General features: G+C 43.5%; 21 protein-coding genes. 11 read left to right on the top strand and 10 right to left on the bottom strand.

Features of this window, described 5'->3' with window-relative positions:
• Nucleotides 1-69: 69 nt before the first annotated feature.
• From AC2EXB_RS16170 to AC2EXB_RS16160, 3 genes are read left to right on the top strand one after another with little or no spacing between them, the layout of a single operon-like run.
• Nucleotides 70-792, top strand: a complete 723-nt coding sequence (locus tag AC2EXB_RS16170) for a gamma-glutamyl-gamma-aminobutyrate hydrolase family protein (protein WP_235197256.1) — start codon at nt 70-72, stop codon at nt 790-792.
• A complete protein-coding gene (locus AC2EXB_RS16165) occupies nt 793-1,752 on the top strand; it encodes a dipeptidase (protein WP_483602337.1) in 960 nt (319 codons plus the stop codon).
• A gap of 10 nt (nt 1,753-1,762) precedes the next feature.
• A complete protein-coding gene (locus tag AC2EXB_RS16160; RefSeq protein ID WP_483602336.1) occupies nt 1,763-2,536 on the top strand; it encodes a class I SAM-dependent methyltransferase in 774 nt (257 codons plus the stop codon).
• Nucleotides 2,537-2,577: 41 nt separating this feature from the next.
• On the opposite strand, the gene AC2EXB_RS16155 is transcribed toward AC2EXB_RS16160, so the two are convergent.
• The 4 genes from AC2EXB_RS16155 to AC2EXB_RS16140 form a co-directional block, all read right to left on the bottom strand.
• Nucleotides 2,578-3,426 (bottom strand): YihY/virulence factor BrkB family protein, encoded by an 849-nt coding sequence (locus tag AC2EXB_RS16155; RefSeq protein WP_483602335.1) that lies wholly within the window; start codon nt 3,424-3,426, stop codon nt 2,578-2,580.
• A 118-nt stretch (nt 3,427-3,544) separates the two neighbouring features.
• The gene (locus AC2EXB_RS16150; RefSeq protein ID WP_483602334.1) at nt 3,545-3,904 is read right to left on the bottom strand and encodes a YolD-like family protein; all 360 of its coding nucleotides are present in this window, start codon (nt 3,902-3,904) and stop codon (nt 3,545-3,547) included.
• Nucleotides 3,905-4,103: 199 nt separating this feature from the next.
• On the bottom strand, nt 4,104-5,405 hold the full coding sequence (locus AC2EXB_RS16145; RefSeq protein WP_483602333.1) for a hemolysin family protein: 1,302 nt from the start codon (nt 5,403-5,405) through the stop codon (nt 4,104-4,106).
• Between the two features lie 94 nt (nt 5,406-5,499).
• Nucleotides 5,500-6,126 (bottom strand): YfbR-like 5'-deoxynucleotidase, encoded by a 627-nt coding sequence (locus tag AC2EXB_RS16140; protein ID WP_235197252.1) that lies wholly within the window; start codon nt 6,124-6,126, stop codon nt 5,500-5,502.
• A 93-nt stretch (nt 6,127-6,219) separates the two neighbouring features.
• Between AC2EXB_RS16140 and AC2EXB_RS16135 the strand changes: the two genes are divergently transcribed.
• The 3 genes from AC2EXB_RS16135 (at nt 6,220) to AC2EXB_RS16125 (ending at nt 8,810) form a co-directional block, all read left to right on the top strand.
• Entirely contained in the window at nt 6,220-6,699 is a 480-nt protein-coding gene (locus AC2EXB_RS16135; protein WP_483602332.1) for a metal-dependent hydrolase, read from the top strand.
• Between the two features lie 67 nt (nt 6,700-6,766).
• Nucleotides 6,767-6,955, top strand: a complete 189-nt coding sequence (locus AC2EXB_RS16130) for a hypothetical protein (protein ID WP_483602331.1) — start codon at nt 6,767-6,769, stop codon at nt 6,953-6,955.
• Between the two features lie 190 nt (nt 6,956-7,145).
• Complete coding sequence (locus AC2EXB_RS16125; RefSeq protein ID WP_483602330.1) at nt 7,146-8,810, top strand: SLC13 family permease; 1,665 nt, start codon at nt 7,146-7,148, stop codon at nt 8,808-8,810.
• A 16-nt stretch (nt 8,811-8,826) separates the two neighbouring features.
• Here AC2EXB_RS16125 and AC2EXB_RS16120 read toward each other — a convergent pair whose 3' ends face one another.
• Nucleotides 8,827-10,023, bottom strand: a complete 1,197-nt coding sequence (locus AC2EXB_RS16120) for an MFS transporter (protein WP_483602329.1) — start codon at nt 10,021-10,023, stop codon at nt 8,827-8,829.
• 141 nt (nt 10,024-10,164) lie between these two features.
• Nucleotides 10,165-10,596 (bottom strand): hypothetical protein, encoded by a 432-nt coding sequence (locus AC2EXB_RS16115; protein ID WP_483602328.1) that lies wholly within the window; start codon nt 10,594-10,596, stop codon nt 10,165-10,167.
• Nucleotides 10,597-10,898: 302 nt separating this feature from the next.
• On the opposite strand from AC2EXB_RS16115, the gene AC2EXB_RS16110 reads away from it, so the two are divergent.
• The 3 genes from AC2EXB_RS16110 to AC2EXB_RS16100 all read left to right on the top strand — a co-directional run bounded on the left by AC2EXB_RS16110 (nt 10,899) and on the right by AC2EXB_RS16100 (nt 14,058).
• Entirely contained in the window at nt 10,899-12,386 is a 1,488-nt protein-coding gene (locus tag AC2EXB_RS16110) for a sensor domain-containing diguanylate cyclase (protein WP_483602327.1), read from the top strand.
• 91 nt (nt 12,387-12,477) lie between these two features.
• Nucleotides 12,478-13,155 (top strand): SOS response-associated peptidase, encoded by a 678-nt coding sequence (locus AC2EXB_RS16105; RefSeq protein ID WP_483602326.1) that lies wholly within the window; start codon nt 12,478-12,480, stop codon nt 13,153-13,155.
• A 54-nt stretch (nt 13,156-13,209) separates the two neighbouring features.
• The gene (locus AC2EXB_RS16100) at nt 13,210-14,058 is read left to right on the top strand and encodes a patatin-like phospholipase family protein (protein WP_483602325.1); all 849 of its coding nucleotides are present in this window, start codon (nt 13,210-13,212) and stop codon (nt 14,056-14,058) included.
• A gap of 40 nt (nt 14,059-14,098) precedes the next feature.
• Here the strand turns inward: AC2EXB_RS16100 and AC2EXB_RS16095 are convergent, their stop codons facing one another.
• The 4 genes from AC2EXB_RS16095 to AC2EXB_RS16080 form a co-directional block, all read right to left on the bottom strand.
• A complete protein-coding gene (locus AC2EXB_RS16095; RefSeq protein ID WP_483602324.1) occupies nt 14,099-15,127 on the bottom strand; it encodes a DUF4097 family beta strand repeat-containing protein in 1,029 nt (342 codons plus the stop codon).
• The gene (locus AC2EXB_RS16090; RefSeq protein ID WP_235197244.1) at nt 15,120-15,443 is read right to left on the bottom strand and encodes a PadR family transcriptional regulator; all 324 of its coding nucleotides are present in this window, start codon (nt 15,441-15,443) and stop codon (nt 15,120-15,122) included. The genes AC2EXB_RS16095 and AC2EXB_RS16090 overlap by 8 nt, the downstream gene beginning before the upstream one ends.
• A gap of 214 nt (nt 15,444-15,657) precedes the next feature.
• Nucleotides 15,658-16,746, bottom strand: a complete 1,089-nt coding sequence (locus AC2EXB_RS16085) for an FAD-dependent oxidoreductase (protein WP_483604773.1) — start codon at nt 16,744-16,746, stop codon at nt 15,658-15,660.
• A gap of 16 nt (nt 16,747-16,762) precedes the next feature.
• Complete coding sequence (locus tag AC2EXB_RS16080; protein ID WP_483602323.1) at nt 16,763-17,344, bottom strand: CDP-alcohol phosphatidyltransferase family protein; 582 nt, start codon at nt 17,342-17,344, stop codon at nt 16,763-16,765.
• A 157-nt stretch (nt 17,345-17,501) separates the two neighbouring features.
• Between AC2EXB_RS16080 and AC2EXB_RS16075 the strand changes: the two genes are divergently transcribed.
• Together AC2EXB_RS16075 and AC2EXB_RS16070 are read left to right on the top strand one after the other, a co-directional pair.
• A complete protein-coding gene (locus AC2EXB_RS16075) occupies nt 17,502-19,388 on the top strand; it encodes an FAD-dependent oxidoreductase (protein ID WP_483602322.1) in 1,887 nt (628 codons plus the stop codon).
• A gap of 32 nt (nt 19,389-19,420) precedes the next feature.
• Nucleotides 19,421-20,050 carry a TVP38/TMEM64 family protein gene (locus tag AC2EXB_RS16070; protein ID WP_483602321.1) on the top strand — a complete coding sequence of 210 codons (630 nt, stop codon included), beginning with the start codon at nt 19,421-19,423 and terminating at the stop codon, nt 20,048-20,050.
• Nucleotides 20,051-20,067: the final 17 nt, after the last annotated feature.

Here is a 20,067-nt window from a genome sequence, read left to right as displayed (position 1 = left end):
ACAGCTAGCAATTTTGCTTTTTATTCTGTATGTTTATTATATTCAGATAAAGTAAATGGGGGAAACAGAATGAGACCGATTATTGGGATTACCGCATCAAAAGAGTTAGGGCACGACCACTATTCAATTGAACAAGCAGATACTGAAGCCATTATGCAGGCAGGAGGATTGCCGATCATGCTTCCGCATTTACGGAGTGAGGGAGAAATTGAACAAATTGCCGAACACATTGACGGCTTGTTTGCAGCTGGTGGATACGATATCGATCCTACCTTGTTTGGAGAAGAACCGCATCCGAACTTAGGCGTCATTATTCCATCCCGCGATGCTTTTGAACTTCAGTTGATGAAAAAAGTATTGGAGCTCGGAAAACCGATTTTGGGGGTTTGCCGAGGCGCACAGATTCTAAATATTGCGGTCGGGGGAGACATGTATCAAGACATCACTGACCAAATAGAAGGAGATTTGCTGCAGCATAAACAAAAAGCACCAAAATTCCATGGCTCCCATTATGTGCACGTGCCGGAAGGTTCATTGTTGAACCGTTTGACTGGGAGCCGGAAATTGACGGTGAACAGCCGCCATCACCAGGCAAACCGCCGTGTTCCTGATTCGTTTTTAATCAGCGGCAAGGCAAGCGATGGCGTAATTGAAGCGATTGAAAGTACAGAACACCGTTTTGTCCTTGGTGTCCAGTGGCATCCGGAAAATATGGCGATTGCGTCAGATGAAGCTTCCATGAAGATTTTTAAAGGGTTCATCGAAGCCTGCTTGGAAGAAGGAGATGAATAAATGAAGATTATCGATACGCATTGCGATGCTTTGCTAAAACTCCAATTAGCTAAACGGGGATCTTTTTATGGCACGACACCGTTGGACTTCACGAGCTCTGATCAACTGGATACGAATTTTCAGCGCCTGCAGGCAGGAGGGGTTTGCGTCCAGTTCTTTGCCATCTTTTTGTATCCGGACTTGCCGGACAATGAAAAGTGGCAGCATGCTTTAGAACAAGTAGATTTGTTCTATACAGAAATTCTTGGGAAGAACCCGGCAATGAAGCATATCAAAAAATGGGAAGACATCGATTCGCTGAAAGACGGAGAAATTGGGGCAGTCCTGACTTTAGAAGGGGCCGATGCATTTGGCAATGACTTGATGAAACTGCGCCAATTGTATCGTTTGGGCGTGCTTTCGATTGGATTGACTTGGAACAATGCCAATTTATGCGCAGACGGGGCCGGGGAACCAAGAGGAGGCGGTTTGACGCTTCTCGGCAAAGAAGTGGTTCGTTTGAATAATGAACACCGAATTCTTACGGATGTATCCCATTTATCCGTTAAAGGGTTTTGGGATGTCATGGAACTGGCCGATTACCCAATCGCCAGCCATTCCAATGCACGGGCTTTATGCAATCATCCGCGAAATTTAGACGACGACCAAGCAAAAGCGATGTTTGCTAAAAATGGCATGATTGATGTCGTGTTCTGCCTTTCCTTCATTAAAGAAGGCGGGAAAGATGTAGAAATAGCCGATTTGGTTAAACACATCGATCATTTCAGCAGTTTAGGCGGCGTTAAAAATATCGGCATCGGTTCGGACTTTGATGGCATAGATGCCTATATGAAAAACTTAGAAAATGCTTCGGAATTCCAGAATTTGATCCATGAGTTGCAAAAGCACTTTAGTGAGAGCGAAGTGGAGGGCTTTGCCTATCGAAACTTTTTGGAGCACCGTCCGAAAGCTAGAGGATGAGGGATGGACAATGGAGAAAACAGCAAAAGAAAAAGTGAAGGAAGTCTTCGGGAAGAACGCCGATAAATACGTGACGAGCGCTATTCATGCAAAAGGCGATGATTTGGAATTACTAGTGGATTGGCTGAAGCCGAAAGAAAACTGGACGGTTCTGGACATTGCAACGGGAGGCGGACACGTATCAAAAGCACTTGCTCCTCATGCGGCTCAAATCATTTCTACCGATTTGACAGAAGCCATGCTTGAAAATACAGCAAAGCATCTGCGGACAGAGCACGGGAATATCTTTTACGTAGTGGCAGATGCAGAAAGCCTGCCATTTTTAAAAGGTGCTTTTGATGCTGCCGTTTGCCGAATAGCGCCTCATCATTTTCCGAATCCGGAAAAGTTCATTGCTGAAACTGCCCGGGTGCTGAAACCTGGCGGGAAATTCGTATTGATCGATAACGTAGCCCCGGAGAAAGAGGGATTGGCGGCATTTATGAACATGACCGAGAAGCTTCGAGACGACAGCCATGGCAGATGTCTGCCAAAAACGGAATGGCGGCAGTTATTGCAAGGCAATGGATTAGTGGAAATCCAGTCTGTGGACCGGAAGAAAACGTTCCAGTTCCCATCTTGGGTAAGGCGGACAGCAGAAACGGATGGGCAAATCGAACAAGTTCGGGAGCATCTATTATCCGCTGGAGAAGAAGAACAAGCTTATTTTCACATACGTAGAAATGAACAGGAAATTGAGAGTTTTGTCATTGATGAATGGATGGTTTTAGCCGAGAAGAAATAAAAAAAGAAAACACCGGACTCAAGCGAGTCCGGTGTTTTACGTTATTCTTCATAAACTTGTGCAGGCGCATTCTTCACATGTTTGCGCCGATGCAAAATAGCATTGATTTCGGCTCCGATGACTAAAATCAGTCCGGTAAGGAAGAACCAAAGCATTAAGACGATCAATCCTCCAAGACTTCCGTAAGTGGCAGAGTAGCTGCCGAAATTGGCAACATAAAATGAAAAGCCAAGGGAAACGACTTGCCATAAAATTGTAGCAATGACAGCTCCAATGATTACTTCCTTAAATGGAAAATGTTTGTTCGGCGCAAATTTGTATAGAAACGCTAAAACTACACTCATTACAGCAATTGAAATGACCCAGCGAAGGATTTGGAAGATGATTTCCGTTTGCGAAGGCAAGTTCAGGAAAGAACTGATCGAGTCAATGATGGCTCCACCGAAAATCGGCAGCACCAAGGCTACAATCACAGCAATAAGCATGAACAAAGTTAAAATAATAGCCATTCCTTTTAACTTGATGAAAGAGCGTGTTTCTTCTACATCATACGCTTGGTTGGTGGCTTCGATAAAAGCGGTCATGGCATTTGAAGCTGACCAAAGCGTCCCGAGAATACCAAAAGTCAATAAACCGCCCGAAGGGGTAGTCACTACGCTGACAATCGTATCCTGGAATGTATTAGCAACTTCTCCCGGGAGGATGGTGCCGATGAAATCCATTACCCGTGCAGGATCTAATTGAAGATAAGGTAGAATTGCCAGTAAAAGAATTAATAAAGGAACAATTGCAAGTAGATAGTAATAGGCCTGTGCAGCAGCAAGCGTCGTTGCATGGTCTTTCTTGAATTCGCCTGCCAGCTCTTTGGCGATTGATACAGCTTTGCTCATAGCTTTAACCTCCCGTTATAAAATTAGTTATTCATTATATGCCCTATCTTATAAGCATTTAACCCTAAATAAGCAAAGAAGCGGCATGGAAAACTTTCCATGCCGCTTTACGTGCAACTTATTCAATAGTTTTTGCGCCAATAATTTCAGTGAAGGAAATTCGTTCGGTTTGAAGCTCCGTTTCTAAAAAGAGGAGTTTAGTATTTAAGTCGATAACGGCAATGGTTCCGAGGAAACTTTCGGCCTGCTCACGCCAAACAAGGATTTCAATCGTACATTGCCGAGCTTTTGCAAGATGGATTTCATCATAAATTGCTTCCAGGTCAAAATTATCCAAATCTGGCTTTTGGCTAGAGTGATTTTCTTTTTGCCAATCCCGCAGCATTTGGATGTGTTCAGGGAGCATCATCGCTGTCCACTTGATCGACCCCCGGTCTTTAATTTGGCCATTCATCGTTAGGTGCTTGTTTATCTTCATAATTGCCCCTCCTTATAAAATGATAGAACATTTGTTCTTATCTTATAGAATAAGTGAGGAATGGTCAAACAAGAGAAGGGACCATTTAGGCATGAAGCAGCTGAAAACTTAAGTTTGCCTCTTTTTATCCATAAGAAAATCCCCTGAATGTACAGGGGATTTTCTTAGTAGCCCAAGAAAGGCGCTTTCGCTTTTCTTCTTAATCTCTTAAAATGTCTACAGCAACTTTAGAAATATGATGGTTATCCATTTCCAGAATAGACCAGCGATGCCCGGCTTTTTCAACTACATCACCGGTTTCAGCTTCAATCAATTGATGCTGAATCCATCCGGCAATCGTGTCGATGTCTTCACTGTCGTCAAATTCTAAATTAAAGCGTTCATGAAGGTCTTTCAAGAGTACGCGTCCATTTAAAATGTAACGGTCATCGCTTTCTTTTATAATTTCAGCTTCTTCTTCGTCATCAAATTCATCGCGAATCTCACCGACTATTTCTTCGAGAATGTCTTCCATCGTGATAATGCCGGAAGTCCCGCCGTATTCATCAATGACCAATGCAATATGGGTGCGGTCTTTCTGCATTTTCATAAGTGCAGTCTGCAGCGGCGTCGTTTCATGGAAATAAGGAAGATCGTGGATAAGCTCTTCCATTTTGACGTCGCCGGTCACCGCAAAATGCGTCAAAATTTCTTTGGCGTTGATGAAACCGATCAAATCGTCTTTGTCGCCATTATTGGCAATCGGGTAACGCGTATATCGGTGTTCGCGCAGTTCACCAAGCAATTCCTCACAACTCAAATCTTGCGGAAACGCTATGATTTGAGTGCGGGGAACCATGACGTCTTTTGCGCTGCGTTCATCGAATGCAAAAATATTCTGCATAAAAGATAATTCGGTTTGATTGATTTCTCCGCTTTGAAAACTTTGGGCCATGATGATTTTCAACTCTTCTTCTGAATGGGCTTGTTCTTCTTTTGCCGGCTGAACTCCGAAAATGCGCAGAAATACGCGAGCGGACCCATTCAAAATGAAAATGAATGGCGACATGATCTTGCCGAACCAGTACAGCGGAGGGCTCAAAAGCAAAGTCATGCGTTCCGCGAATTGAAGGGCCAATGATTTTGGAGCCATTTCTCCGATGACTACATGCAAGAAAGTCACAAGAGAGAAGGCCAAAACAAAAGAAATCACAATAGAAACAGAATTAGGCACACCGAGCGTTTCAAAAAGAGGGTGTAAGAGCCGTTCGATTGTCGGTTCTCCGAGCCAACCGAGTCCAAGTGCCGTAACCGTAATCCCCAGCTGGCAAGCTGAGAGATAGTAATCCAGGTCACCGACGACTTTCTTTACAAGGACAGCTTTCTTGTTGCCTTCTTCAATCAATTGATCGATGCGGGACATCCGGACTTTAACGACGGCAAATTCTGCGCCGACAAAAAAGGCGGTTAACGCAATTAATAAAACGAGTAAAGCTAAATTCAATAAAAGTATGGGGTCCAATAAATTCCCTTAAATAAGGGATTCACCTCCGAGGTTTTTTGGTATTATTATAAATTTAACATAATTTAACTCGGAAATACACAAGGAACACCCTTTAATCCTCGAGCACTTGGCGGGTGATCTCTTTAATATCAATGACGGTTTCTTCACTGATTACATCGTCAAGCATCACTTCCCGGAAATAAGTGACGCTTGCTCTTAACGGGATGGCCAATAGTTTTTTTAAGGCAATGCGGTACATGGCGACAAATTCCTTGTCCGCATTGCCTCTTTTCAATTCCGCAAACGACTCATAGAATTGATCCAGCTTATCAGCCATTTCAAGCAGGCGCCCTTCAATCGTTGCATCTTTTCCTTCCTTCATCCGATCGAAAAACACTTCCTGAAATTCTTCGGGGATTTCGCGCAAAATGAATTTTTCCATCATGCCTTCTTCGACTTTCGCAATCATTTCTTTTAATTCCGGAGATGAGTGTTTAACCGGTGTCTTGATGTCTCCGATAAAAACTTCGGCAAAGTCATGGTTGATCGTTTTTTCATACAAGGATTTCCAGTCGATGGTTTGGCCATCGCGTTCTTCGATCGTAGCGAAGAACAATGCGTATTGGCTGACTTTCCATGAATGCGCCGCTACATTGTGTTCTTCGAATTTGAATCTTCCGGGCGCGCGGATAATCCGCTCCAAATCGTTTAATGAAGTAAAAAACTTATGAATTCCCATTCCCTCGACTCCTTTATTATTTTCTATATCAACACCATACCCCATTTTGCGTATAATGAAATAGACATTCTAAAAAAAGGGGAATAATAGCGCATGACAGGGAAAACACACATCACAGGCGGCATTGCAGCAAGTCTTGCTTTTGCACAAATCGCAAATTATGATCCTGTCGTTCTGCTCATATCTGGAGTGGCAGGTGCAATTTTGCCGGATATTTGCCACGGAGGCAGTAAAATTGGAAGAACGTTTCCGCTTCTTTCAAAAGTGGTCAATAAATTATTCGGGCATCGCACTTTTACGCACAGCCTTTTGTTTTTAGTGCTGATTGCCATCTTATTTAATTCTTTTACCGCCAACGAGGCGATTACGGCGGGGCTGCTTGTCGGCATGGCGAGCCATTATGTATTGGACATGGCAACAAAGAATGGCATTAAGCTATTCTTCCCGCTGAAAGTGACGGTTCGCTTTCCGATTACTACAACCACAGGGGGTACAGTCGAGTACTTTGTTTTTGCAGCTCTTTCTGTTTTGGTCGTCTATTTCGGCTATGATATTTTCCTTTCTTATTTTTAAGGAAATCGTTGTTTTATAGAAGTTTAGACGGGAATACTCTTACAAAATGGGTAAAGGAGGAAAAATTATGGGCAAAGATGATTTTTCTAATGGCAGACATCCACGAGAAGAAGGAAACCGGAGACAGCGCGAAGAGTACGAAAGCATTGAGCAAGAATCTGCAAAAGACGGCGAAGAAATGGAAAAAAGAGGGGCTCACAGCAATGAAGGAATTGGCGATGAACAAAATCCAACCGGTGAGTTGGAAGAGAACTAAACGAGAAAGCGAAGCATCCGAAATGGATGCTTCGCTTTTTGATGGAGAAAATCGGTTAAAGCAAAAAGCTGGTTATAAAGCACTGATTCCAGTAAATAGTGGGAATTTTATTGTGCGGCTGCATTGAAACCGATACACCGAAATCGTATAAATTATTTTAATATTCTTATTTTGGAATTGGAGGAATTAGATGATTGCAACAGCATGGAATTGGTTATGGGATAAAAACGATCAAGCAAAAGAAATGCTGCGTTTTTTTGCTAAGCCCGGATCGAGCGTTCCATCGGAGCGAAACGATGGCAGAAATAGAGACCGGACAGAAGATGCCGGGTCCTACGATGAGCGCAATAAGAAACGCAGCTACAACACACCTCAATTAATCGGTTTGTTTTTGGGTCCGCTCTTATTTTTCCTTACATTGATTTTCTTTAACCCAGACGGATTGCCGCCTGAAGCGAAAGCGATTTTAGCGAGTACAATCTGGATCGCCACTTGGTGGATAACAGAAGCGATTCCGATTCCAGCGACTTCCTTATTGCCCATCATCCTTTTTCCGTTATCAGGCGGATTGGATATAGGCGCCACGACTTCTTCGTATGGCAATGATACAATTTTCCTCTTCATGGGCGGCTTCATGATCGCCTTGACGATGGAGAAATGGAATCTTCACCGGCGAATCGCTTTAACCATCATTTCATTGATTGGAACCAATACGGAGCGCATCATTCTTGGCTTCATGATTGCTACCGGTTTCTTGTCCATGTGGATTTCCAATACTGCGACAGCGATGATGATGGTGCCAATCGGTTTAGCGATCATCTATCAAGTGTCAGATGCCTTGAAAGATGATGATTCGATCGATACGTCAAAAGAGAATTTCGGATTCGGCAAAGCCTTAATGCTTGGAATCGCCTATTCGGCGTCACTCGGCGGCATCGCTACTTTGATTGGGACACCGCCGAATACTTTGCTTGCGGGAGCTGTCAATGAAATCTACGGAATTGAAATCACTTTTGCCCAGTGGATGCTATTTGGTGTCCCGCTTGCCTGGATCTTTATATTAATAGCTTGGATTTATTTAGTAAAAGTCGCTTACCCTCAGAAGCTCAAGCAATTGCCAGGAGGAAATGCTGTAATCCGTGAAGAAAAAGCGAAATTAGGAAATGCTTCTTATGAAGAAAAAGCGGTTTTCACTGTTTTCGTTTTAGTCGCATTGGCGTGGATCAGCCGGACGTTCCTGTTGGATGCTTTTGCACCGGACCTGGAATTGACAGATGCTATGGTGGGGTTGATCGCTGCCATGATTCTATTCATCATCCCGTCTAAAAATAAGCAAGGCGACCACCTTTTGGACTGGGCGACAGCTGTCAAATTGCCGTGGGGAATTTTGCTGTTGTTCGGTGGTGGATTGGCTATTGCCGCTGGCTTTACAAACTCCGGCCTGTCCGAGTGGATTGGAAGCCAGCTGACCGGCCTGCAAGGGGTAAACGTGTTAATCGTCGTGTTAGTGGTAGCGGCATTGGTGCTATTCTTGACTGAAATCACTTCCAATACGGCGACAGCATCGATGATGTTCCCAATTATGGCTTCGTTGTCCGTAGCGCTTGGCATCCATCCATATGCGTTGATGGTAACAGCTGCTGTAGCCGCTTCTTGCGCTTTCATGCTGCCGGTTGCAACTCCGCCGAATGCCGTCGTTTTCGGCTCCGGTTATTTGCGGATACCGGATATGGCAAAAGCAGGTTTTGCATTGAACATCTTCGGCATTTTCTTTGTCGGACTTGCAGTCTTTTATTTCTTGCCGCTTGTATGGGGGATAGATCTAATGTCCATTCCTGAAAGTTTTATAAAATAATAAGGAAATCCCCGGTTCACCTTGCTGAACTGGGGATTTTTCTGTAGAAACGGATTAAAAATACATAAATGAGCGGCAAAATAGTAGTGAAGAGCACAATGCCCGTCCAACCGCTTCCTGTCCAGAGAGGGCTGAGAATGGAGCTGCCGCCAGCTACGCCGATATAATAGGCCACTAGGTAAAGGCTAGAAGCACTGCCTTTATGGTGGGTAGCTTGTTGGCCAACGGAAGCGGCTGTTAGAGAATGGGCAGTGAAAAAGCCAAGGCAGGTCAAGCACAGTCCGACTACAATCATCCAAAGATACGGGCTAAGGGTGAGCAGAATACCTGCTGAAAGGATAAAGACGCCCATTCGCCGGATAAGCGACAAGCCAAATTTTTCAGCCACCCTGCCGGCCAAGGGGGATCCGATGACCCCAATGCCGTATGCAAAAAATAAATAAGAAATGGCTTGGAGAGACATGGAAAACGGAGGTGCCTCCAAATGGAAAGGGAGATAAGTCCAAATACCGGTAAATGAAATCTGCAAAACAGTTCCAAGACCGAATACAATTAACAAGGCCGGATTTTTCAAATGAAACAGAAATCCTTGGATATCTTTCGCAAAACTTAAATCACTTGCTTCAAAATGGCGGGAATGCGGCAATACAACCAAAACAGCCAGAAATAAGACAAGCCCCGTGAAGCCAAAGAACGTAAAGGAAGCCTGCCAAGAAAAGTGGTCACTGATAAAGCCGGTCAAAACCCGGCCCAGCATGCCGCCAAGTGCATTGCTTGATATGTACAAAGCTGTTGCATAAGCTACATTTTTCCGGTCAATCTCTTCGCTGATATACGCGAGGGCCGCTGCTGGGACTCCGGCTAAAGCGAAGCCTTGGATAAAGCGGAGAATCAGCAAAAGCGTAAAGGAATCCGTTAAAGGGATGAGGAAAAATGGGATGGCTGACCCTAAAAGAGAATAGAGGATGTATTTTCTTCTGCCATTTCGGTCAGAGAAAAAGCCAAGAACGACCAAACCGATAATCAATCCGATGATTGTTAATGAAAGGGCGAGGCTGGAAGCAGCAACTGAAACGCCAAAATCATCTACAAAGACAGGCAATAAGGGCTGAACTGCATACATATTTGCAAAGATGAAAAGCGAAGCCAGCAGCAAGCTGAGCACAATTTTCCAAAATGCAGAATCTTTGACTGTATATTTTTGAGTAGCCATCGTTTCACATCCAATCCATTTCCAATAGCTTTATTTTACCATTATTAGCAAAAGCTCAAACCCGGTATTTCCAGAGATAAGCTTCCGGCTATTCGCAAGAAAATATAAAAATCCCGCAATATCGTTCATTGCGGGACAGGTTTATATTTTTTTAAAGAATGAAATGATTTGCTTTTTTGAAGGCTCTTGCAGCCGGTAGCGAAGTTCTTTGTTTTGCGTATTCACCAGATGGTAAGCAGGGTTCTCAGCGACAGTGAACTTCCAATGCGGCTTCGTATTTTTCTTTTTGGTCTGCAATTCTGGAGGCATCATTTTTGTCCGGAAACTTTCAAGTTTTGCCATTAAAAAGGTATCCATATACCGTACGATCAAAAAGCCTTGCTGACGCTCAGGATCAAACTTAGCCAAGTTGAATTCACTGATATCAAATCCCTTTTCGTAACGCTGAACCGACGGCGATAATACAAAACAATCTTCGTTCGTAAAGATAGTTGAGTTTCCTTGCTGTTTCAGCCCAAGTTCTTCTACCAGAAAATCTTTATTGACCAGACTCATTTCTCGTGCAGTAGCCATGTAATTCCTCCTATTAAAACTAATGATATCTTTATTATACCACTCTTTCGTTCGGAAAGGGGCAAAGACAGCCGTTTCGTTAGGCTTTTACGTCTAATGGGCTAAAGTATTGCCAAAAGATTTGAAGTTTTTATGAAAATCAAAGATTTCGTTGCCGAAAAATAATTTCTTGATTATAAGAATTAAAAAAAGAAAGCGGCATAATAATAAAGTGGAAAATTCAAAATAAAAATCGTTCTAATTTGTAAATTAGATAGTATAATAGTCTTGGTAGTTTTGAATTAGTGAGAGGGGGCTATAAAATGATCCGGAATTTCAAAATACGCTTGACTCTAATCATTCTTGTATTTTCGATAATGGTTTCTTTTTCTATAGCCTTCCTAAACTTTCGGCAAATGGAAAAGCTTGCTGGGAGAGAACATTCTGAGAAACTGCAATTAGTGGAGGAAACAGTTGTCAATGCATTGAAATCTGTAGACGGCGCCTACGAATTGTTTGATACGGAAATTACAGACCGCATGAAATGGAATAGCGAAGAATTGCTTAAACGCTATTCAGAGAATCCGGATGTAAAGAGCTGGGATTTTGTTGTCTTAAAGCAGAAGTTCAATATGGATATTTATATAATTGATGACCAAAATAAGATGGTCCGAAGCACGGATTTATCCGTGGAAGAACGAGTGGATGAACAGTATTTTCCCATTCTCAATGAACGGCGAAATGGCTTAACTTTTGTGGAGGACGCTATGAAGCTTCAGCAAAAAGATGGGGAAATTAAGAAGTATGGCTATGTGCCTTCACCAGATCATGAATATTTATTTATTCTCGCCTATTCTTTAAGTGATAAAACCATATACCGCACGTTCAACTTTTTGGTTGCTGCAGACGAACTGGTTTCTGCCCACGATTCATTGGATGACATACAAATTTATGAAACAGACGGTTCGTTGGTTGATGGTGCCAGAACCATCGAAGACAGCGGCAATCCAGTTATTGACGATTCCAAAAAGGCGATTTTTGAAAATATCATAGCGAATGGAAAGATGGTAGAGATTGAAGGGAAATGGGCAGGCGAGAAAGCGTTCTACCGCTATATTCCTTATACGGCTTTGAATGGCCAAGGAATGCCAGTCCAGCGGATCATTGAAATGGTCCGAAATGATAAAGAACTGAAAGCGATGTCGCTGGAATACAAGCAAAACTTCATTTGGTCGCTGCTCCTCATTTTGGCAATGGCAATCATTCTTTCCTATCTAATTGCCCATTGGCTGGCGCGCCCGGTTTACTTAGCTTTCCATGATAGCTTAACGGGCCTTAAAAACCGGGCGGCATTTGATGACAGCTTGAAAACACTTTTGCAGAAAAAAGACAGCAAGCCCGTTTTGATGATGATGGATTTAGATAATTTTAAGCTCGTCAATGATTTTCTTGGCCACGACGGCGGAGACGGTTTTTTAATGCGGACAGCCGCAATCATCCAGCACCACGCCGGAAAAGAAATTGTAGCAGCAAGGCTTGGCGGGGATGAGTTTGCGGTTATTTTTCCGGAGGCGAATCAGGAAATGATCGAACGCACTGCTTCGCTTTTGATCCGTGAAATGCGGACCCTGATGCTCCAAGAGCCGGGAACAGATGCAATTGATGTTACGGTCAGTATTGGCATCGCCTTCGGCCAAGAAAATGATGATGCGGAAACTTTATATAAAAAAGCGGACCTTGCTTTATATGAATCAAAAAATTACGGCAAAAACCAGTATCGTTTTTTTACAGGGGATGCGGTCAAAGTATAAGCGGATAAGAAAGATTAAAATAACAGAAAACAGACAATTCTGTTATATTAAATGATAAGAAACAGCATTTCGCTGAAAGAAGGGGTTCAATATGTGTGGAAGATATTCGTTATATGCGGACTACAATGCCATATTGCAGCGTTTCGACATTGAAGAAGCAACTGTCCTTGAAGAGGACTACCAACCAAGCTATAATATTGCGCCAAGCCACCAAGTTCTGGCCGTCGTTAACGATGGCTCGAAAAACCGGCTGGGTTTGCTTAGATGGGGATTGATCCCGCCATGGGCCAAAGATGAAAAAGTGGGCTATAAAATGATTAATGCACGAGCGGAAACTGCAGCTGAAAAGCCGAGTTTCCGCAATGCGTTCAAGAAAAAACGTTGTCTTGTAGTAGCGGATTCTTTCTTCGAATGGCAGCGGAATGACTCCGGGAAGACGCCGATGCGCATAAAGTTGAAATCGGAAGAACCGTTTGCCTTTGCGGCTTTATGGGAATCCTGGAAGTCCCCGGATGGAAAGACGGTAAATACATGTTCGATTTTAACGACCAAACCGAATGATTTGATGGCGACCATCCATGACCGTATGCCTGTGGTGTTAACGAAAGAAGCTGAGAAAATATGGCTGGATCCAAAAGTGCAAGATCCGGAGATACTTGGAGAGTTGTTGAAACCGTTTAATGCAGAGGAAATGGAAGCTTATGAAGTTTCGGAAGCGGTAAATTCCCCGAAAAACAATGGGCCGGAATTAATCAAGAAAATAGGGTGAAAGCAGGCCGGCAAAATTTGCCGGCTTTTTTTGCACAAGAAAGGACGGTGTACCATGAAAAGCGGGTTGATTTTAGAAGGTGGGGGCATGAGAGGGGTCTATACAGGAGGGGGTTTAGAACGGTTTCTGGAGGAAGAAGTTTTTGTGGACTATATCATTGGCGTCTCTGCAGGAGCATGCAATGCCGCGTCTTATGTTTCCCGTCAAATGGGAAGAAACCGTGAAGTCACCATCGGCTATGTCCAGCATCCTGACTATATTTCGGTAAAGAATTTATTGTTGAAAAGAGAGTTGTTTGGCATGAATTTAATCTTTGATGAAATACCAAATCGGCTTGTGCCGTTCGATTATGCTGGCTTTCAAAAAGCGACGGAAGAATTTGTTGTCGGAACCACCGACTGCATGACAGGCGAAGCCGTCTATTTTGCAAAACGGGATCATCCGGAAGATGTTTTGTCCATTGTCCGGGCATCCAGTTCCTTGCCTTTTATGGCAAAGCCTGTAGAATTCGAAGGCCGCCTGTTAATGGATGGCGGCGTTGCAGATCCAATCCCTATCCGAAAAGCGCTTGAGGACGGAGTGGCAAAACCGATTATCGTGTTAACCAAAGAAAAAGGCTACCGGAAAAAAAGGAACTCTTTCGTTCGTTTAATGCCGTCTCTTTACCGCCAGTTCCCTGGCATCATCAAAAGTATGGAAAATTGGTATCTCCGCTACAACGAAACAATGGAATTTATCGAGCAGCTGGAAGAGGAAGGAAAAGCAATCGTCATCCAACCTTCAAGATTCATAAAAATGACGGGGATGGAACGGGATGTCGAAAAGCTTACAGAACTTTATGAATTAGGCTATCAAGATACAGAGCGGAAATTGGAGGAAATCAAGCATTTTATCCATTCGTGACAAAAAAAACCGCTGGGATTCAGCGGCTGAAACAGAAAGCTTATGATTTTTTTACTTCGATGCTGCCATTATCGGTTTTTAGAATGATGGAGTTTTGGCCAGCACCGTATACAGTATGGTTGCTTTTTACGCCGAAAATTTTTGCTTTTCCATAATCCTTATGGGCATAGATGGAAGCGTTCGACGGTTCTTCGGAAGTTTCAACGGTAATGCCGCCGTTATCCGTTTTCAAAGTGATGTCCCGATCAAGGTTAGACGTATACAGCCTGATTCGGCCATTGTCGCTTTCTGCTGAAATTTTTCCATCGACATTGTCCATTAAGATGCTGCCATTATCGGATTGGAGTCTGACTTGTTCCGCAGCAATATTCTCTAGTTCAATTTTGCCGTTATCCGATTTCATTTCAACTTTCTCTGTCCGACACGATTTTAATTTCAAAGCCCCATTATCAGAACGGATATTCAAATCGGCTGTTTTGGCATCTTCAAAGCAGATGCTGCCGTTATCCGATTTGGCGGATAAAATAATGCTATCCAGATAGGCGCCGTAGATTCTCCCGTTATCCGTTATTATTTTCAATGAATCGTATAGTTTAGAGGGAAGTTGAACGCGTACTTGCGGCGATTTTGTATTGATCGTAAAACTGAAAATCCCCCATTTTTTTACTTCCTCTTTTAAAGTGATGACCAATGTCCGGTCTAGGATATCAACAAATAATTGCTGGTTATAGCCTTTATCTTCAACATCCACATGCATTTCCCCGTCTTTGGATAATCCGATTTCCAATGTGCCGTTATCGATTTGTATATCGACTTTATCGAATTCGTCTTTCGATAGGTTTACTGGTTTCGGTTTTTCTTCAACTTGGCTAAAGTCAAAAGCGGCAATCAATTCTTTGGCGATTTCTGATGGCGTTCCAAGTTCAGCAGCGATTTCTTCGTCCTGTTTTCCATCACGCCGGCCATTTGAAAAGTACTCGCGAATATCCTGAGAAATGTCATTGCGTTCTTCTTTTGGCAATGGCTGCAAAGCCGCTTCTAGTTCTAAAAGAAATTGGTGTTCAGTCATTGGAAATTCCCTCCTCGATCAATTGGTTGACGCCTTCGGTAAAACTTTTCCATTCCGTTAATTGCTCTGTAAGATAAGTTCGGCCAGCTTCTGTTAAGGTGTAGTATTTTCTCGGAGGGCCTTCGGAAGATTCCTGTAAATAGGTCGTGAAATAGCCTTCTTTCGTCAATCTTCGCAATAAAGGGTATACAGCCCCTTCCGAAATGGAGATGCGGTCTGAAATTTTTTGGACCAACTCGTACCCGTATCGATCCTGCTTTTCCAGCAATACCAATACGCATAAATTTAAGACACCCTTTTTAAATTGGACATTCATGTTAAGTCCCTCCTTTCTTAGCTATTATTCATTGTGCAGTAGTGAATATAGAACAATATATCATATGGTACTGTTCAGTGCAAGGTAGTGGGTAATAAATAACAGAAAACTTTTAAAATAGGCCAATTATCTAAAGGATAATCTCGCAGAAATGCAAAAGAGGCCCCCTTTTACAGGGTGCCTCCAATTCCATCTACTGTGATTTCGGGATTTACTAGTAGAGCTTTTGATAGGTTTTCATAAATTTGCGGTCGATTCGCTGCTTTAAAATCCACGGCCACTTCCCGTGAATTGATCGTTTGCCATATAGAAGCAAAGCCTCCCGATTGCCAGTAGAAAGGATAGATAGAAAACGGGATTGGGGCACAAACGGTTTTAGCGGTTGGTTGAAAAGGAAACTTTTCAGATTTCCCCAAAGCAAGGGACCTTGCCGAACAGCATATACACCATTTTTGGCAAGAGAAGGATAAGATTTTATGCTTGCGCAATCGCCAGCACCAAAAATAGAAGGGTAGGCATCACTCTGCAAAAATTCGTTGAGCAATAAAAATCCGGAAGAGTCTATCGGCAATTTGGAATTCCGGAACAATGCAGCGCTTGCAGGCCCCGTCAGCCAAAGAATTTCTGACCGGTGATATACTCGGCCGCTGCTCGTTGTAAAGCTTTGTTCATCGATATTGTTCACGGTTTGACTGGAAAGAACCTGCAACCCTTTGCGTTTGGCGATCGCTTCGATCTTTTTTGAAATGTGCTTTCCTTGTGCAGCGAGTAAAGGGGAAGAACTGGCTAAGATGACATTTTCAAAATAGCCATGCCGTTTCCGCCATGCTAAAACAGCTAATGCCAGTTCCACCCCGGAAGCACCGCCCCCGACAACTGCCGGGAAGAGGCTTTCACGAAACGAAGTGACGGTTTCTGAAAAACGGAAGTTGGGTTTAACGGAGGAAACAAGATCTTTCCATTCATTCGGCACAGCCGTTTCAGAACCGATATCAAACGAGACCGCATCATATGTATAAACCTGGCCTTTGGCTCCGATCATTTCTTTATTGTCAGGATCGATGTGGACAATCCGGTCCTCGATAAAATCTATGCCTGCTTTTTTGCTCAACTTTTGAAGATCGATCCGGATTTCTTCCAGTTCGTAAAACGCTTCAGCAAATCCTGAAAACATTCCGGAATAGTATTGGAAGCGGGAAGGGGAGATCAAGGCTATGTGCACATCCTGCAGCCCTTCAAGAACCAATTGCCTCAAACAGTATAGATGGGCATGGCCGCCGCCGACCATCAAGAGGGTTTTCATCTCATCCACTCGCTTCCTATTTCAAAATTCGCTTAGCTTCTGCCAGCCGTTGAGAAATCGTGAAAATCTGGATTGCGAAAAAAATTAGCGTAATTGCTGTTAAATATGTTGAAAAAAGAATCATTAGGGTAAAGAGTATAAAGCCTTCTGTCCGTTCAGCCAAACCAGCTTGATAATAGAAGGATTTCATTCCTTTTTTGTCGGATAAGGCACCGACTGTCAGGAAGATGGTCATGGCGATGACAATGGAAGCACATAGGAGCAGCAATGCCCACATCGAATCGGGAAAGCGAAAAGCAAGCCCCAAAATCACTCCGATTTCCACCAAACGATCAAAACTGATATCGAGCAGAGTACCCCAAGGCGAGGGCTTCGTTTTACGTGCCATCGTGCCGTCAACAACATCCAGATATCCAGACAGCCAAAGAGCGATGACCGAGAGGATAGGCTTATCCAAGTAAATGAGGAGGCCGGATGATATCCCGATGGCAAAGGCTATTTTTGTTACGCCGTTAGCTGTAAAGCCCAGTTTTAGTAGGGCATCGGCTGTCTTCTCGACAATGGGTTGAACATGTTTTCGGGCATGGGTATCAAGCATGGATTTCACCTTTTCGTTTTTAAGATAGTTTTAGTATAGTATAGCTTTTCTTTTCAAACCTCTAATCTTGCTTCCGGCTACGGAAAAAAGGATCAGAGAAATACGAATTGTTAAGTCAATCAAATAAAAAAGGATAAGAGAAAGGAAATGATCAGAAATGGTAAAAAAATACGATATTGCAGTCATTGGAGCAGGAGCGGCAGGTTTGACAGCTTCTTTTACAGCCGCTGGATTTTCAAAAAAAGTGGTACTTATTGATAAAAATCTTCCAGGGGGAGAATGCACATGGTCTGGCTGTATCCCAAGCAAGTCTTTGATCAATATTGCAGAAGAAGTTCATCATGCGAAAAAGTATACGCCGGATCTTCAAGTGGATACGGCCAAGGTATTGCGTGATATTAAAGGAATCATCCAAAAAGTATACGACGGGGAATCGCCGGAAGTTTTACAGGAATCCGGCATTGATTTCATCAATGGCTACGCGAAATTTTTGGATTCCCACGCTGTTGAAGTAAACGGCGAGCGGGTGGAAGCGAAGAAATTCATCTTATCTACAGGCTCATCGCCAATGGTTCCGCCAATTGACGGGTTGGATCAGGTAGACTATTTAACCAATGAAACGATCTTTACGCTTGAGTCTTTCCCGAAAACGATGACCATTCTAGGCGGCGGAGCAATTGGCGTCGAATTAAGCCAAGCCTTGAACCGTTTAGGCGTGAAAGTCACTTTAGTGGAAAAATCGGAACGGATTTTGCCGAAAGACGAAGAAGAATTGGTATTAATGGTGCAGCAGCGATTGATTGATGAAGGGGTAATGATTCATACGTCGGCAACAGCTGTGAAAGCGGAACAGAATGGCGAAAATATCACATTGCATATCGACAAAGACGGCAAAGAAATGAAAGTGGAAGGCGAAGGCCTCCTCGTAGCGCTTGGCCGAAAAGCGAATGTAGAAGGCTATGGGCTCGATAAAGCGGGTGTTGAATACGATTCGAAAAGCATTCAAGTTGACGACCATTTGGAAACGACGGCTAAAGGGATCTATGCAATCGGTGATGTAGTCGGCCCTTACCAACTTTCCCATATGGCTAACACGCAAGGAATCACGGCAACGCAAAACGCCATCTTGCCTATCAATAAAAAAATGGATTACGAACATGTGACGTGGTGTACATATACGGATCCTGAATTAGGCCGGTCTGGTCTGTCAGAAGAAGAAGCCCGTGAAAAATATGGGGATTCCATCCGGATATACGAGCATGACTATGCGCATCTAGACCGTGCAAACACCAAGAAAGACAGCATCGGAAAAGTGAAAATCATTCTGGATAAAAAAGGCTTTATCCTAGGCGCAAGTGTGCTTGGGGATCGTGCCGGCGAAATCATCAGCCAAATTCAAACCATTAAAACGCTTCATATTAACTTAGGGAAATTATCCGGTGTCATTCACCCGTATCCGACTTACAGCGAAGTGCTGGTGAAAATCGGCAAGAAAGTCTACGTGGATAATTTATTAAACCAACCGGTTGTGAAGGCATTCAATAAAGCGAAAGATGGAGAAAACCCAGTGACGGCTAAAGGCTTGTTGGCGACTGCAGCAATAGCAGCAGGATCCGCTGTGGCTACAATGGCTGTGAAAAACAATGTGAAACCGAAGCTAGGGGTTGAGGGTGGACGATTGAAGGAAGTTCCTTCTACCCCGAACGCAGTTTCCTCCCAAGCGCTGGATCTTGAGAAATATGTAGCGGCTTTGCCGTACAATGGCAGCAAGAGCCAAGCGAAAAAGAATTTGATGGGGATGTTGAAAGGATTTGAAGGTGTTACGGTTCTCCAAGAAGACGACAATTACGTTTATGCAGTGGCAAGATCCAAAACGATGAAGTTCAAAGACGATATCGAATTTTATTTCAATGATGCAGCACAGCAGATTGAGTTCCGGTCCGCTTCTCGCGTAGGCTATTCAGATGCCGGCGTTAACCGCAAACGCTATAATGAAATGAGAAACCGCTATTTCAGCATTTCTACGCATACAAGAAACGCATGAACCACTTGGAATTTCCAAAGGTTTTTCTGTGGTTGGCAGCCATTTTAGCGATTGCAGCGGTTTATTGGGTAAGCCGCTCAGTCTTTCAACTTGATGTAAATGAAGTCCGCAGCTGGATTCTTTCTTTTGGAATTGCAGCGCCGCTTATTTATATAGCAGTTTACACGGTTAGGCCATTGGTGTTTTTTCCTGCTTCAATCCTGTCCATAGCCGGAGGTTTAGCCTTCGGCCCGTGGATGGGAACTTTTTATACCATAATTGGAGCTTCGCTCGGCGCGATGCTTTCCTTTATGGCAGCTAAAAAATTAGGTATAAGTTTAGGCAAAAGAGAATGGCCGGAAAATATGAAGAAAATCCAATTGCAGATGGAGCGCAATGGTTTTTTTTACGTATTGGCATTGCGCCTATTTCCAGGATTCAGCTTTGACTTGGTGAGCTATTCGGCTGCAATTGCAAAAGTACGGTTTATCCCTTTCTCAGTCGCTACAGTTGTCGGGATCATTCCGGGTACCTTTGCATTAAACTTTTTGGGCAGCAGTTTTATCAGCGGGAACCCGGCAATTATTGCAGGAGCCGTAGCGGTATTCGTTCTTTTAACAAGCGTTTCGGTCCTCCTTCGGAACCGCTGGAACAAAGCGGGAGACATGGCGGACAAAATGTAATTATCAAAGTTTAGGAA

The organism is Planococcus alkaliphilus (assembly GCF_057031095.1).
This window is presented reverse-complemented; position numbering and strand designations above follow the sequence as displayed.